The following is a 14,401-nucleotide window of genomic DNA, read 5'->3' on the forward strand; positions in this document are numbered from 1 at the left end:
TGCATAGGGTGGATCACCGACGATGAGACGTGTCGTTATCACGGGTACCGGCATGGTATCTCCTTTGGGTTGTGGTACCGAAGTGACCTGGTCGCGACTGCTTGCAGGGCAGAGCGGCGCCCGCCAGGCGACCGGATTCGAGGTCGACGACCTTCCGGCAAGGATCGCCTGCTACATTCCGACCGGTGACGGCACCGACGGAACATACAATCCCGACCAGTGGATGGAGCCGAAGGAGCAGCGCAAGGTCGACTCCTTCATCGTCTATGCAATGGCCGCCGCCGACATGGCGCTCGACGATGCCGGTTGGCATCCGAAGACAGACGCAGAGCAGACCTCGACGGGCGTGCTCATCGGTTCCGGCATCGGTGGCCTGGAGGGGATTGTCGAAGCCGGCTACACCTTGCGCGACAAGGGGCCTCGTCGTGTCTCTCCCTTTTTCATTCCCGGCCGCCTGATCAATCTCGCTTCCGGACAGGTTTCGATCCGCCACAAGCTGCGCGGTCCGAACCACTCGGTCGTCACCGCCTGCTCCACCGGCGCGCACGCCATCGGCGATGCCAGCCGTTTGATCGCGTTCGGCGATGCCGACGTGATGGTCGCCGGTGGCACCGAATCGCCGATTTCGCGGATGGCGCTCGCGGGCTTTGCGGCCTGCAAGGCGCTTTCCACTCAATACAATGACGAGCCCACCAAGGCGTCGCGCCCCTATGATCGCGACCGCGACGGTTTCGTGATGGGCGAGGGCGCCGGCATCGTCGTTCTTGAGGAGCTCGAGCACGCCAAGGCGCGCGGGGCCAAGATCTATGCCGAGGTCGTCGGTTACGGCCTGTCGGGCGACGCCTATCACATCACCGCGCCGTCCGAGGATGGCGACGGGGCCTATCGCTGCATGCAGATGGCGCTGAAGCGCGCCGGCCTGGCGCCGGGCGATCTCGACTACGTCAACGCGCACGGCACCTCCACCATGGCCGATACGATCGAGCTCGGCGCCGTCGAGCGGCTGGTCGGCGACCATGCGGGCAAGATCTCGATGTCCTCGACCAAGTCGGCGATCGGCCATCTGCTCGGCGCGGCCGGAGCGGTGGAGGCGATCTTTTCGGCGCTTGCGATTCGCGACAACGTCGCCCCGCCGACGCTCAATCTCGACAACCCGGATGTGGAAACGGCCATCGACCTCGTGCCGCACAAGGCGCGCAAGCGCGAGATCAACGTGGCCCTGTCCAACTCCTTCGGATTCGGCGGCACGAACGCTTCGCTGGTTCTGCGCCGCTACGGCTGAAACCCGACGGCGCTTGCGAACAGGCAACGGTTGTGACCCGTCGCCGATAGGTGCGTGTACTGGCAAACGAAGACGGATCTCGCCGGAAGGGCGGGTTCCGATCCTGCTTTTTGCCGCATTGGTCTGCCCTACTGCGTCGCTCATTCGCTTGTGGGTGCCCGCAGTAACATTCTGAAAAGGCGAATGATCTTCCATGGAAGAGGACGCGTTTTCACGCCAGGGAGACGATGGTGGCCAGATCATTTGAGGATTGTCTGTGAGCGATAACAACGATTCCACGGAAATTCCGTTCGGCCGCGCCGACAACGCCGGCAAGGGTCCCATCATCCCGAAGTCCGCCAGCGAGGCACTGCGCCCGGAGCCGGTGCCAAGCCCGCCGCGCCGCTCACGCAAGGCGCGCAGCCAGGTGGTGGTGTTCCTGAACTTCGTCATGACCTCGATCGTTCTGGTCACGCTCGCGGCCGCGGCGATCTTCTATTATGCGCTCGACAGCTTCGAGAAGCCCGGGCCGCTCACAGCCAACACCAATTTCATCGTGCGCAACGGCGCTGGCCTGAACGAGATCGCCGCCAGCCTGGAGCGCAACAACATCATCACCGACAGCCGCGTGTTTCGTGCCCTGAGCCGCATCCACCTGGAGGATGCCGTTCTGAAGGCCGGCGAGTATGAAATCCGCGCCCATGCGTCGATGCATGACGTGCTGGAGCTTCTCAAGTCCGGCAAGTCCATTCTCTACAGCGTCTCGGTGCCCGAGGGGTTGACGGTCAAGCAGGTATTTCGCCGCCTTGCCGACGATCCGGTGCTGGAAGGCGACCTGCCAGCCGAACTGCCGGCCGAAGGCTCGCTGATGCCGGATACCTACAAGTTCTCGCGCGGGACGAAGCGTGCCGAAATCCTCCAGCAGATGCTGACGGCGCAGAAGGCGCTGATCAACCAGATATGGGAAAAGCGTGACGACGATCTGCCGATCGCGACCCCGGAGGAGATGGTGACGCTCGCCTCGATCGTCGAGAAGGAAACGGGCAGGGCGGACGAACGGCCGCGGGTCGCCTCGGTCTTCATCAACCGTCTGGAAAAGGGCATGCGCCTGCAGTCGGACCCGACGATCATCTACGGCATCTTCGGCGGCGACGGAAAACCCGCCGACCGGCCGATTCTGCAGTCGGACCTTGAGAAACAAACGCCCTACAACACCTATGTGATCAAGGGCCTGCCGCCGACGCCGATTGCCAATCCCGGCCGCGCCGCGCTCGAAGCCGTTGCCAATCCCTCGCGCACGTCCGACCTCTACTTCGTCGCCGACGGCACCGGCGGCCATGCCTTTGCCGAGACGCTGGATGACCACAACGCCAACGTCCGGCGCTGGCGCAAGATCGAGGCCGAGAAGGCCAAGCAGGCGACGCAGGAAACACAAGAAACGCAGGACGCTGGCCAGACCGCCGGCCAGTGAGGCGCGGCAAGACGAAGCAAGAAGGGGCATGCACGACATCGCCCCTTTCGTTTGCGCTGGCGGAAATTGCCCCCACGCCGGCGCTTTTCGTCCCGGAACGGATTATATAGGACATGGGCCGCTACGATGATTCCATCGTGCGACCGCGCGGGTTTTCGATCGGAGTTTCGACATGCCACTGCAATCCATGACCGGGTTTGCCCGCAGTGAGGGAACGAGCGGCCGCTGTCGCTGGTCCTGGGAGCTTCGTTCGGTCAATGGCAAGGGGCTGGATCTGCGCGTCCGCCTTCCTCAGGGGTTTGAGCATTTCGAACCCGCAGTCCGTCAGAAGGCCGCCTCGGCCTTTTCTCGCGGCAACATGCAGATCGGTCTTTCCGTTTCCATCACCGAACCGCAGGTGCAGCCGGTGGTCAACCAGGCTGCCCTTTCGGCGATCCTTGCCCTGCGCGAACAACTTTCCGGCGTTGTCGATCCCGCGCCGCTCAGGCTGGATACCCTGCTTGGAGTCCGCGGCGTCGTCGATTTCCGCGAGGCGGAGGAGAGCGAGGCAGAACGCCAGCGCCGAGACGAGGATATCGCCGCGGGGCTTGACGCTGCCATCGACCGGCTTCTGTCGATGCGCCTCGGCGAAGGCGAGGCGCTGCGGCAGGTGCTGCGGCGGCAGGTGGAACGGATCGCCGAACTGGCGGCGACGATAGAAGCCGATCCGAGCCGAAGCGTGGCAGCGATCGCCGAGCGGGTGGCAGGCCAGGTCCAGATGCTGCTTCAGGGCAGTAATGGCCTGGATCGGGACCGGCTCTATCAGGAGGCTGTGCTGCTCGCCACCAAGGCAGACCTGCGCGAGGAGATTGATCGTCTTGCCGCCCATGTCGGCGCCGCCGAAGAACTGCTTGCGGCCGATCATCCGGTCGGCCGCAAGCTCGATTTTCTTGCACAGGAATTTAACCGCGAAGCGAATACGATCTGTTCGAAGTCCAACGCGGCCGCCGTGACGACCGCCGGGATCGAACTGAAGGTCGTCATCGACCAGTTTCGCGAGCAGATACAGAATTTGGAGTGATCATGAGCGCGCCGAAGACCGCAAAACCGATCGAGATCGCCCGGCGCGGGCTCATGCTCGTGATTTCCTCGCCGTCCGGAGCGGGCAAGTCGACGATTGCCCGCAACCTGCTCGAGGCCGATTCCGGCATCAGCCTTTCCATCAGCGTGACGACGCGCCAGCGTCGCCCGAGCGAGATCGCCGGCCGCCACTACCACTTCATCGACCGTCCCGAATTCGAGATGCTGCGCGATTCCGATGCGCTGCTCGAATGGGCCGAGGTGCACGGCAATTTCTACGGCACGCCGCGCAAACCGGTGGAAGAAGCGATGGCGGCCGGACGCGACATGCTGTTCGACATCGACTGGCAGGGCGCCCAGCAGTTGCAGGAGAAGATGGCGGCCGACGTCGTGTCGATCTTCATCCTGCCGCCGTCGATGACGGAGCTGCAATCGCGCCTGCATCGCCGTGCCGAGGACACCGCGGACGTCATCGCCACCCGGCTCGCCAATTCCCGGGCCGAGATCGAGCATTGGCACGAATACGACTACGTGATCCTCAACGACGACCTCGACGCCGCCTTCGATGCCGTGCAGAGCATCGTCAAGGCCGAGCGCCTGCGCCGCGACCGCCGTCACGGCATGTACGAATTCGTCTCGAAGCTTCTGACGGAACAGCCGGTGCTCTGAGGGAGATGGCGGCGGGGCCGTGGCATAAGGCTGTGTTCGGCGATCACGCCAGCGCGTTCGCCAGCGTTACGAACTCTTCGACCGAAAGCGTTTCGGCGCGCCGCTGCGGATCGATCCCCGCCTTGGCCAGAAGCGCCTCGCCGCCGAGCGGTTTCAGGCTTTGCCGCAACATCTTGCGACGCTGGCCGAAGGCCGCCTGCGTGATCCGCTCCAACGCCTCCGCCTTGCAGGGCAGGGGCTGCTCGATCGGCTCGAGATGGATCACCGAGGAGGTGACCTTCGGCGGCGGCGTGAAGGCTTGCGGGGGCACGTCGAATGCCAGCCGCGCGTTGGTGCGCCAGCCGCATAGCACGCCGAGCCTCCCGTAGTGGTCGTCGTTTTCATGCGCCACGATGCGCAGGCCCACCTCGCGCTGGAACATCAGCGTCAGGGAGCGGTAGAAGGGCGGCCAGCGCTTCGGCAGAAGCCAGTTGACGAGCAACTGCGTGCCGACGTTGTAGGGCAGGTTGGCGATGATCCGAACCGGCTCTCCGTGCGGCACCAGCGTCTCGAAGTCGACCTTGAGCGCATCGCCCTCGATAACGGTCAGCCGACCCGGATAGTGGTCCGCGACCTCCCGCAGCGCAGGGATCGCCCGCGCGTCGCGCTCGATGGCGATGACATGCCTTGCGCCGAGGGCGAGGATCGCCCGCGTCAGCCCACCTGGCCCCGGTCCGACCTCGATGACTGTGCAGTCTTCCAGCGGGCCGGCCGTCCGCGCGATCTTCTGGGTCAGGTTCAGGTCGAGCAGAAAGTTCTGGCCGAGCGATTTCTTCGCATCCAGCCCGTGCCGCTGGATGACGTCGCGGAGCGGCGGAAGGCCGTCGATCGCCGCCATCAGCCGCCACTCCGCTCGTGCACCGCCAGTTCCTGCGCCAGTCGCAGCGCCGCAAGCAGGCTATCGGGCTTGGCCCGTCCCGTTCCGGCGAGCGAGAACGCCGTGCCGTGATCGGGCGAGGTGCGGATGAAGGGCAGGCCGAGCGTGACGTTGACCGAGTCGTCGAAGCCGAGCGCCTTGGCCGGGATGAGCGCCTGGTCGTGATACATGCAGATCGCCACGTCATAGGCCGCGCGCGCCTCGTCATGGAACATGGTGTCGGCTGGCAGCGGCCCGAATGCGTCGACGCCGGCGGCTTTCAGGCGGCTGATCGCCGGGGCGACGATCGTTTCGTCTTCCTTGCCCAGCGCACCGCCTTCGCCCGCATGCGGGTTGAGGCCGGCGACGGCCAGCCGCGGGGCGGCGATGCCAAAGCGCTGCTTCAGGTCGTGCGCCGTGATCAGCGCGGTTTCGTAGACAAGATCCTCGGTCAGAGTGTCCGGCACGTCCCTCAGCGGAATGTGAATCGTCACCGGCACGCTACGCAGTTTCGGCCCGGCGAGCAGCATCACAGGCAGCACGGGCCTGCCCGTGGCGCGGGCGGCCAGTTCGGCGAGAAATTCGGTGTGGCCGGGGAAGGGGAAGCCGGCCTCGTAGAGCACCGATTTCGCGATCGGATTGGTGACCACCGCCGCGGTTCGCCCTGCTAGCGTCAGGTGCACGGCAGTTTCGATCGCGCCGATGATCGCCGGTGCGTTTCGCGACGACGGCGCTCCGGCAACGGCGGGTTCGGCGAGCGGGACCGGCAGCACCGGTATGGCGGTGTCGAACTGCGCGCGGGCCGTTTCGGGCGTCGCGTCGGTCACCGCGGCATCGAGACCCCGCTCCTGGGCGCGGCGCGTCAGCGCCTGCGGATCGCCGATGAAGACAAAGGCAGGGAGATCGAGCGCGGCGCGGGCCGCCCAGAGGTCAAGGGTGATGTCCAGGCCGATCCCGGACGGGTCGCCCATGGTCAGGGCCAGCGGGGGAACGGTCGCGACGGTCATCGGGGTCAGGCTTCTATGGACTGGACGATGCCGGCGCGCACCTGGCGCCGGCGACGAATGGATGGTGGTCAGCGCAGTTCGATCCGAGCCTTGCTGCGCAGCTCCTCGACATATTTCTGGCTGTTGCCGTCGTCCTTCTGGTCGCCCTTGCCGAGGTCCTCGGCGCGGAACACCATCTCCGCGGCCATGTCGTCGTTGACCTCGCGCTTCTTGCAGATGCCGAGATACTCGACGCCGCGATCGGTCACGCGGACTCCGGTGGTGTTGCCTTCCGCCTTTTCGATCAGAGGCTTCCAGTCATCGGGAAGTTGCGGTGCCAGCAGGCGGCCGAGGTTGCGGATCGACACGTCGTGCATGGTTGCGGCGAAGATCTTGGCGTCTTCGCAGCCCGGATACTTAGAGCGCGAAGCCTCGGCCTCGGCCTTGCGCTTGCCGAGGATGGCATTGCGCCGCGCCGCCGGCACGACGAAGATCACCTGTTGCAGGAAGTACTCCGTCGTCGATGGCTTCTGGCCGCCGTTTTCCTGCATGCGATCAACCAGGCTCTTGCCGTTCTGCGCGCCGCCGAAGCGAGCGTTGACGACGCGCGGCCAGCTCATCTGAATGGCAATGTATTGCTTGAAATGCGCCGCACCCACGCCGGCGCGATCGAGGATCTGGTCCATCTGCTCCGTCGAGAGCTTGTTGCTCGCCGAAAAGCGGGCATAGGAAGCGTCCACATCCTGGGTGCTGACGGACATTCGCAGCCGGGCGATCTCGGCGCGCTTCAGCGCTTCGTCGATCAATTGATCGCGCGCGATCTGGGTAGAACTCTTCGCCCGCTGCAGCTTCAGGAACGCCGCGCGCCGGGCCACGTCGCCGGAAGTGATGGGCGCACCGTTGACGATGGCAGCCACGCCGGTCGCCGCAATCGACACGGTCGGCATCGTCACAGTCCCGGCGGCTGAAAGAAGGGCCGTACCAAGAACCATGGCCCGCACCAACGACATCGTGTACTTCATGCCCATCCCTTTCGTCGTTCCGTCGACCGGGCTGCATCCTGGGCCCGTGTTCGCCGGTCAGGAGCGTCTGCATTCCGGCAGCACTCCGCGCATTCTCTCCTGGTGCGAACGCTCGCAAGACGTTCGTGTCCCGCTGCAATTCGCCCTCGCGTGGCCAATTGCATAATGCATGCGGCCAAACGATGACAAGCACGCCCGTCCGCGGACTTCAATAGTCGTCGAAGCCGTCGAGGGAGGTGTCGCCGATGTTGATGTCGCCGAGCGTGCGGAAGCTCAGTCGCGCCCCGATCGACCAGTCGTTGGCGATCGTCTGATCCGTGTCACGCGTGTTCTCGTAGACGATCGAGAAGATCGTGTCGCGATCGTCGTAGGTCAGCCCGATACCGCTGCGGGAGAGGTTGCTGCTGTTGATGTCGTAGGTCAGCGAGCCGAACACGGTCCAATAATCGCGGAACTTCAGCGCCGCGATGGTCTGGAGTTCGTCCTGGTCGCTGTCGGAACCGTAGAGCGGCTGGGCGGCGATCCGGGTATAGGTCATCGCCGCCTGCAGGCGGTGGTTCTCGAAGCCGATCCTCGTGTCGGCGCGGTTCAGCGACAGGTCGCTGCGGTCCAGCCGGGTGCTGTAGGCCAGGGCCCAGCCGGTCGGCGTGTCGATACCGGCCATGCTGACATAGTCCGAGCTATCGTGTTGGAGACCGGAATTGGCACCGGCATTGACGAGGTCGGGGGATGCGAACGAGTTCATGCCGGCCAGTTGGTAGGACTGGCCGAAGAGGCCACGCAGCGTATAGCCGGTATCGAAGGTGCCGGTGTAGCGCAGGCCCACATTGGCGCGCGTTCCGCCCTCGATCCGGTCGAAGCCGGAAAACTTGTCGCGCTCGAACAGGTTCGTCGCGTCGAACACGAAGCTTTGCGCGTCCTCGTTCGGCAGGCCGCCGGCCAACTGCTCGTCCGGACGCGCATAGATCTGGGCGATCGGCTCGAGCACATGCGAGCTGTTGTCGGTCGTCATCAGGATCGGATAGCGTGCTTCCAGTCCGGCCGTAAGCATGTAGCGCGTGGCGCTGTCGTCTGTATCGAAATTACCGTCATAATTCGAGCCGGGATCGGTCATGTCCAGGCGCAGCGCGTCGCCGCGCGCGGCGAGCAGCGGCGTGAAGACGAGGCCGCCGGGGACGACGTACTGCCGCTTCCATTCGAGCTCACCCGTAAGCCGCGTCGTGCCGCCTTCGAGGCCCGGGAAGCGGAAGGACGGGCCGACATTGTATTCGTCGAGACGGTCGCGTTCCACATTCGTCAGGTTGACGGTGGCGCTGAGCTGGCCGCCGGCAATAGGCTCCGGGGCGATGTATTCGTAGTCGAGGGTCTGCGGAATGGCCTGCTGGCGCTCCGCCACGTCGGCCGGATCGGCGTCCTGGACGTCGAAATAGAAGGCGCGCAGGTCGAAGTAGTTTCGGCGGCCGAGTCCGTTCAGATAGACTTGGTTCTTGATGATGCGGTCGTTGAAGTTCGACAGGTCGTAGGTGCGGGCAAAGTTGTTGTCGGTCTGGGCCATGACCTCCCAGCCAAAAGCCCAGCGCGGATTAATCTGGAACGCGCCCACGGAGGAAACCATGCCGCGTCCGCTGACTTCGCGGTCGCTCGTGCCGTCGGTGAAGACTCCCGGGTTCATCTGGTCGATGCCGGCCGCGCGCAGGGTCACCAAGCCGTTATGGAAGGCCTTGCGGAACTCGCTGTCGAGCAGGAAGCCCTGCCGCGTGTAGACGTTTGGAGTAACCGTCGCGTCCATGTCCGGCGCGATCGCGAAGTAATACGGAACGCCGACGCCAAGCCCAAGCTTCTGCGCATACCGAATCCGCGGAAACAGAAAGCCGCTCTTGCGCTTGACCGTATGGTCCGGAACCTCGAGCACCGGGAAATAGGCGATCGGCTTGCCAAACATCTCGAATCGGGCGTGTTCAAGCCGGAGGGTGTGGGTCTTGCCGTTCTGGACGACGCGCTCGGCCTTGATCTGCCAGAGCGAGCGATGGGTCGGGTCGGTCGCACAGGGCGTACAGGCCGTATAGACGGCGCGGTTCAGGATCAGTTCCTCGCCGTTGACGCGCTCGCCGCTGATCCCGGCGATCTTGGTGAGATCGGTGGTCTCGATCCGCAGCGCGTTGGCAAAGCCGTTGGCGAAATCGTCGGAAAGGGTCAGTTCCTGCGCATAGATGCGGTTGCCGGTCGGCTCGACGAACTGGATGTCGCCGGACGCCTGAAGCTGGCCGGTCTTCTGGTCGTAGACAACCTGCTGGGCAACAAGCTGGTAGCCGCCATAGTTGATCTGCACCGCGCCGCGCGCGGTCACCTTTTCGGTGTCCCTGTTATAGACCAGTTCGTTGGCAGCCAGGATCAGCTTGGCCTCAGGCGGAATCTGGGGGGCCAGTGATTCGATGGTACGGGTCTGCGCCGCCGCGGGCGCAGACGTCAATGGCGCAAGCGCGCACGCTGCGACACCCGCAAGGAGCACGGTCGCTATCACACTCGATTGTCCGCGGTTGCCTGCCGCCACTAGCCGTCCTCCTGGTGCAGCAGAATCGTCGCCCCAAGCGACATTGCTACAACAACTGGTAGCCATGCCGCAACGAACGGAGGGACAATTCCACTACTTCCGAATGCTTTCACAAGCACGGTGACGACATAAAGCATGAACCCCGAAAGGATGCCACCCAGAATCACCGCACGTGATTGATTAAACCTGCTAAATTTTAACGAGACGCTAGCTGCGATCAGGGTCATGGCAACGAGGAGCAGCGGCAGCGACAGCATCGAATGAAACTGGGTTTCGAGCGGATCAGTGGCGAATCCGAACGATTTCGCGGCCTCGATCTTCCTTGGAAGGCTGAAAAACGAAATGGATTCAGGTTTTTCGAGGCTCTCCTGGACGAACTCCTGTCTCAGATTGGTGCGCAGTTGTGCCGTCGGCGAACGTTTGGGCAGTTCGCCGTTGCGTGTCTCCAGCACATTGTTAAGCAGCCAGTAACCATCTTGAAGGATCGCCGAATCGGCATCCTGCCGAAAACTGATGCGGCCATCCTTGTCGAAGTGAATGATGCTGACGTTCAAAAGTCGCGTGCCGTTGCCCTCGACCGCCTTTGCGCCGATGATCGCGTCGTCGTCGCCGTAGCGCTGCCGGATCCAGGGGATGCCCGATCCGGACGACTTGCGACTGGATCCCCATTCCGCTTCCAGCACCTGGGCCTGGCGCGTTCCCCACGCCGCAATCGGGTTCAACACGGACACCGCGAGGATGCCGAACAGAAAGGCGCCGATGGCGAAGGGGCGCAGGAACTGCCAGACCGACACGCCCGCCGCCCGCGTGACGACGAGTTCGTAGCGCCGGTTGAGGGAGATCAGCGCCGCCATGCCGGCAAAGAGGGCGACGAAGGGGATGGTCTGCATCAGGATCATTGGAATGCGCAGCGCCGTCATCACCAGGCCGCTGGCGACGGTGTACTTCGGCAACCCGCCCATGCGGTTGGATGTCTCGCTGAAGTCGATGATGAACACCAGCGCAAAGATGCCGATCAGGAACCAGATCGTCGTGACGGCGTAACGCCGGAAGAAGTAGAGGCCGAGAGTGGGGATCATGACTGCGGTCCGTTGCCCGGGGAGGCGGCGTTGGAGCGGCCGGGCAGGCGCGACAGCACGTTGTCGCGCAGGTCCAGCAGGCGCGATCGCCAGGTGACGGGAAGGTCGAGGCTCTTGTGACGCATCAGCAGTTGCAGGGCGAGCCCGGCGACGGCGGCGGGTATGAGATACATCAGCGGGACGAAGTAGGCCGAATGCTCGGCCGCGTTGGCGGCGTAGAAAAAGAGCCAGCGAGTGGCGAGCGCCGCAAGCAAGGCCGTGACCATCGGGTGGACCCGTGCCTCGCGGTGGGAGCGGGCATCGACGCTGACAACGAGGGCGACGAGGCCGAAAAGCACCGGCAGCAGCCATTCGGTGAAGCGCCGATGCAGTTCCGCCTTGAAGGCTCCGGGATTTCGCTTGACCTGCGCATCGTTGGGATCGGGATCGAGCAGGAAGGGGAGGTCGCGGTCCTTGGCGCGCAGCGTTGCTTCGCCCGCCCGCTCCGTCAGGTCTGCCAGATCGAAGGCATAGGAGTCGAACTTGATCACCGAGACGTCGCCGTTCGGCAGCTTGCGGTGGACCTCGCCGTCCTGCATGACCAGCGCCGACGTCTTCTCGTCGACGGCGCCCTCACGGGCATAGTAGACATACTCCACCTTCGGGTCGCGGGTGTCGGCGACGAACAGTCCCTCGAGCACGCCGCCACCCTTGCGGCGGGATACCTGCACGTAGAGATCGTCCGTCACCTTGCGGAATGCGTTTTCCTGGATCACGGCAGACAGCATGTCCGCGTGCGCGGTGGCGATCATCTGGCGAACCGCCATGCGGGTATAGGGTTCGATGAAATTGTCGACGGTGAAGGACAGAACGCTGAGCGCCATCCCGAGATACATCACCGGCCTGATGATCAACATCCGTGAACTGCCGGCGGCGTTCAGCACGGTCAGCTCCGAATCGGCGTTCATCACCGTCAATGTCTGGGCGACGCCGATGATATAGGCGAAAGGCAGGATGAGCGGGATGACGGACGGCAGGATCAGCGTGGCGAGCTTCATGAACGCCATCATCGATTGACCGCTGTCGGTGACCAGATTGATGCTGGACAAGGCCTGCGTGGTCCAGACGATGCCGAGGAGCGGCAGCAGCGTCGCCATAAACATCGTCGTTGTCCGGCGCAGGACGTAGCGCTCAATCAGCTTCATGTCTGTTCCCGAACCGAAGTCCCATTTCCGTAACGTATTGTCCTGCCGCCGACGCCATGGCAAGGGGATATCGCCTGCATATAGACCGCCACACAGCGAGCGCTAGTGCAATCGGCACCCCGTGCCGCCGAAAAAAATGCGGCGAACAACAGGCTTGCCACTTTTTAAACACGCCATGGCATCTTGCCAAGCGTCGCAAAAGCGACAAGGAATTGCCGAAAGCCCCCTGCAATCGCAGGCCGATCGTCTGGCCCGCGTATACCCTGGAGTAGATCATGTCCCAGAAATTCGATGTCAGTTTCGTCAAGGCGCAGAAGCCCGCCGGCGGGATCGCCGTCGTGCTGCAGGCGCCGGAAGCCATCGGGGCTCCCGGCGAAGTGGATCCGGCCGGCGTCGTTGCCAAGGCGGCTGAGATCGGACGCTTCAGGGCGAAGACGCTCAAGACACTGGATATCGTCGCGCCGCAAGGATCGCCCTTCGATCGCATTCTGCTCCTCGGACTCGGCGACCCCGCCAAGATGGCCGCACATGACTGGCTGAAAGCCGGCGGCGCGGCGGTGGCAAAACTTGGCGATTCCGACTCGGTCACCGTCTACCTGGATGCGGCCGGCATCGAAGCCGGCGGTCAGGCGGCGGCCGATTTCGCACTCGGCATGCTGCTTGGCTCCTACCGCTTCGAGACCTACAAGACGAAGAAGGACGAGGACGAGCCGCGGGCCAACAAGAAACCGACCAAGGTCGCCATCGTGACGGCCGCGGCCGCAGCCGCGAAGAAGGCCTATGCGGACAGCGAGGCGGTTGCCGGTGGTGTCCGGCTTGCCCGCGACCTCGTCAACGAGCCGGCAAACGTCCTGGGCCCGGTCGAGTTCGCCGAAAAGGCCAAGGCGCTGGAGAAGCTCGGCGTCGAGGTCGAGATCTTGACGGAACGCGAGATGAAGCGCCTCGGCATGGGCGCGCTGCTCGGCGTGGCGCAGGGATCCGAGCGTCCGCCTCGGCTCGCCATCATGCAGTGGAACGGCGGCAAGCCGAAGGACCGCCCGCTCGCCTTCGTCGGCAAGGGCGTGGTGTTCGACACCGGCGGCATCTCAATCAAGCCGGCGGCCGGCATGGAGGAGATGAAGGGCGACATGGGAGGTGCTGCGGCCGTGATCGGACTGATGCACGTGCTCGCCGCCCGCAAGGCGAAGGTGAACGCCGTCGGCATCCTCGGTCTGGTGGAGAACATGCCTGACGGCAACGCCCAGCGCCCGGGCGACATCGTCACGTCCATGTCCGGCCAGACGATCGAGGTCATCAATACCGACGCCGAGGGCCGGCTCGTGCTGTGCGACGCACTCTGGTACTGCAACGACCGCTTCAAGCCGCAGTTCATGATCAACCTCGCCACGCTGACGGGGGCGATCGTGGTGGCCCTGGGCGCTCACCATGCCGGCCTGTTCTCCAATGACGATAGCCTTGCCGCGCGCCTGACGGCGGCGGGACTGGCGTCGAACGAGCGTGTCTGGCGCATGCCGCTCGGCAAGGAGTACGACAAGATGATCGACAGCAAGTTTGCCGACATGAAGAACACCGGCGGCCGCCATGCCGGCTCCATCACCGCCGCCCAGTTCCTGCAACGCTTCGTCAAGGACACCCCGTGGGCGCACATCGACATCGCCGGCACCGCCATGGGCTCGCCGACGGACGAGATCAACCAGTCCTGGGGCTCGGGCTTCGGCGTGCGCCTGCTCGACGAACTGGTGCGGGCGAACTACGAGAGCTGATCGCGTTGAGCGAGATCCTGTTCTACCACCTGACCGAAACGAAGCTGGAGGACGCCCTGCCGCCGCTGCTCGACAAGAGCCTTGAGCGCGGCTGGCGGGTCGTCGTCCAGACGGGCACGGTGGAGCGGCGCGACGCGCTCGACGCACATCTGTGGACCTATCGCGACGAGAGCTTCCTGCCGCACGGCACCGACGAGCAGCCGAACGCCAGCGACCAGCCGGTGCTTCTGACCAGCGGAGCGGACAACCAGAACTCGGCGACCGTCCGCTTCCTCGTCGACGGTGCCGAGCCGCCGCCGCTCGACGCCTACGACCGGGTGATCTTCATGTTCGACGGATACGATCAGGGCGAACTCGAAGCCGCGCGCGGCCACTGGAAGCGCCTGAAAGGCGAGGGGCATCAGCTGACCTACTGGCAGCAGAACAATGACGGTCGGTGGGTGAAGAAGGCCTGATGCAGC

At 64.3% G+C, this 14,401-nt stretch carries 12 protein-coding genes; 6 read left to right on the forward strand and 6 right to left on the reverse strand.

Going from position 1 to position 14,401, the window contains the following annotated elements; all coding sequences use genetic code 11:
* The first annotated feature begins 22 nt into the window (after positions 1-22).
* The 4 genes from fabF (at position 23) to gmk (ending at position 4,460) form a co-directional block, all read left to right on the forward strand.
* Positions 23-1,282, forward strand: coding sequence for a beta-ketoacyl-ACP synthase II (gene fabF / locus JNC62_RS18130; protein ID WP_374840487.1), 1,260 nt, complete (start codon positions 23-25; stop codon positions 1,280-1,282).
* 256 nt (positions 1,283-1,538) lie between these two features.
* A complete protein-coding gene (gene mltG, locus JNC62_RS18135; RefSeq protein ID WP_374840489.1) occupies positions 1,539-2,732 on the forward strand; it encodes an endolytic transglycosylase MltG in 1,194 nt (397 codons plus the stop codon).
* Between the two features lie 172 nt (positions 2,733-2,904).
* Positions 2,905-3,792 carry a YicC/YloC family endoribonuclease gene (locus tag JNC62_RS18140; RefSeq protein ID WP_374840491.1) on the forward strand — a complete coding sequence of 296 codons (888 nt, stop codon included), beginning with the start codon at positions 2,905-2,907 and terminating at the stop codon, positions 3,790-3,792.
* Positions 3,793-3,794: 2 nt separating this feature from the next.
* Positions 3,795-4,460: a guanylate kinase gene (gmk, locus tag JNC62_RS18145; RefSeq protein WP_374840494.1), complete on the forward strand. Its 666-nt coding sequence runs from the start codon at positions 3,795-3,797 to the stop codon at positions 4,458-4,460.
* A gap of 43 nt (positions 4,461-4,503) precedes the next feature.
* Here gmk and rsmA read toward each other — a convergent pair whose 3' ends face one another.
* The 6 genes from rsmA to lptF all read right to left on the reverse strand — a co-directional run bounded on the left by rsmA (position 4,504) and on the right by lptF (position 12,177).
* A complete protein-coding gene (gene rsmA, locus JNC62_RS18150; RefSeq protein WP_374840496.1) occupies positions 4,504-5,337 on the reverse strand; it encodes a 16S rRNA (adenine(1518)-N(6)/adenine(1519)-N(6))-dimethyltransferase RsmA in 834 nt (277 codons plus the stop codon).
* Positions 5,337-6,362, reverse strand: a complete 1,026-nt coding sequence (gene pdxA, locus JNC62_RS18155) for a 4-hydroxythreonine-4-phosphate dehydrogenase PdxA (protein WP_374840499.1) — start codon at positions 6,360-6,362, stop codon at positions 5,337-5,339. The genes rsmA and pdxA overlap by 1 nt, the downstream gene beginning before the upstream one ends.
* Before the next feature lie 68 nt (positions 6,363-6,430).
* Entirely contained in the window at positions 6,431-7,363 is a 933-nt protein-coding gene (locus tag JNC62_RS18160; RefSeq protein WP_374840501.1) for a SurA N-terminal domain-containing protein, read from the reverse strand.
* 208 nt (positions 7,364-7,571) lie between these two features.
* The gene (locus JNC62_RS18165) at positions 7,572-9,914 is read right to left on the reverse strand and encodes an LPS-assembly protein LptD (protein WP_374840502.1); all 2,343 of its coding nucleotides are present in this window, start codon (positions 9,912-9,914) and stop codon (positions 7,572-7,574) included.
* Positions 9,914-10,993, reverse strand: a complete 1,080-nt coding sequence (gene lptG, locus JNC62_RS18170) for an LPS export ABC transporter permease LptG (protein WP_374840504.1) — start codon at positions 10,991-10,993, stop codon at positions 9,914-9,916. Before lptG ends, JNC62_RS18165 begins: the two co-directional genes overlap by 1 nt.
* A complete protein-coding gene (gene lptF / locus JNC62_RS18175) occupies positions 10,990-12,177 on the reverse strand; it encodes an LPS export ABC transporter permease LptF (RefSeq protein ID WP_374840506.1) in 1,188 nt (395 codons plus the stop codon). The genes lptG and lptF overlap by 4 nt, the downstream gene beginning before the upstream one ends.
* Positions 12,178-12,452: 275 nt before the next feature.
* Here lptF and JNC62_RS18180 point away from each other — a divergent pair, with 275 nt between their 5' ends.
* Complete coding sequence (locus JNC62_RS18180) at positions 12,453-13,940, forward strand: leucyl aminopeptidase (RefSeq protein ID WP_374840507.1); 1,488 nt, start codon at positions 12,453-12,455, stop codon at positions 13,938-13,940.
* 5 nt (positions 13,941-13,945) lie between these two features.
* The gene (locus tag JNC62_RS18185) at positions 13,946-14,395 is read left to right on the forward strand and encodes a DNA polymerase III subunit chi (protein ID WP_374840509.1); all 450 of its coding nucleotides are present in this window, start codon (positions 13,946-13,948) and stop codon (positions 14,393-14,395) included.
* Positions 14,396-14,401: the final 6 nt, after the last annotated feature.

Origin of the sequence: Mycoplana ramosa (genome assembly GCF_041930185.1) — a bacterium.
In the GTDB taxonomy this organism is placed as follows: Bacteria; Pseudomonadota; Alphaproteobacteria; order Rhizobiales; family Rhizobiaceae; genus Mycoplana; species Mycoplana ramosa.

Coding starts and splice junctions, on each gene's coding strand:
- fabF (WP_374840487.1), top strand. CDS start 23: ATGAGACGTGTCGTTATCACGGGTACCGGCATGGTATCTCCTTTGGGT.
- JNC62_RS18140 (WP_374840491.1), top strand. CDS start 2,905: ATGCCACTGCAATCCATGACCGGGTTTGCCCGCAGTGAGGGAACGAGC.
- gmk (WP_374840494.1), top strand. CDS start 3,795: ATGAGCGCGCCGAAGACCGCAAAACCGATCGAGATCGCCCGGCGCGGG.
- rsmA (WP_374840496.1), bottom strand. CDS start 5,337: ATGGCGGCGATCGACGGCCTTCCGCCGCTCCGCGACGTCATCCAGCGG.
- pdxA (WP_374840499.1), bottom strand. CDS start 6,362: ATGACCGTCGCGACCGTTCCCCCGCTGGCCCTGACCATGGGCGACCCG.
- JNC62_RS18160 (WP_374840501.1), bottom strand. CDS start 7,363: ATGAAGTACACGATGTCGTTGGTGCGGGCCATGGTTCTTGGTACGGCC.
- lptG (WP_374840504.1), bottom strand. CDS start 10,993: ATGATCCCCACTCTCGGCCTCTACTTCTTCCGGCGTTACGCCGTCACG.
- lptF (WP_374840506.1), bottom strand. CDS start 12,177: ATGAAGCTGATTGAGCGCTACGTCCTGCGCCGGACAACGACGATGTTT.
- JNC62_RS18180 (WP_374840507.1), top strand. CDS start 12,453: ATGTCCCAGAAATTCGATGTCAGTTTCGTCAAGGCGCAGAAGCCCGCC.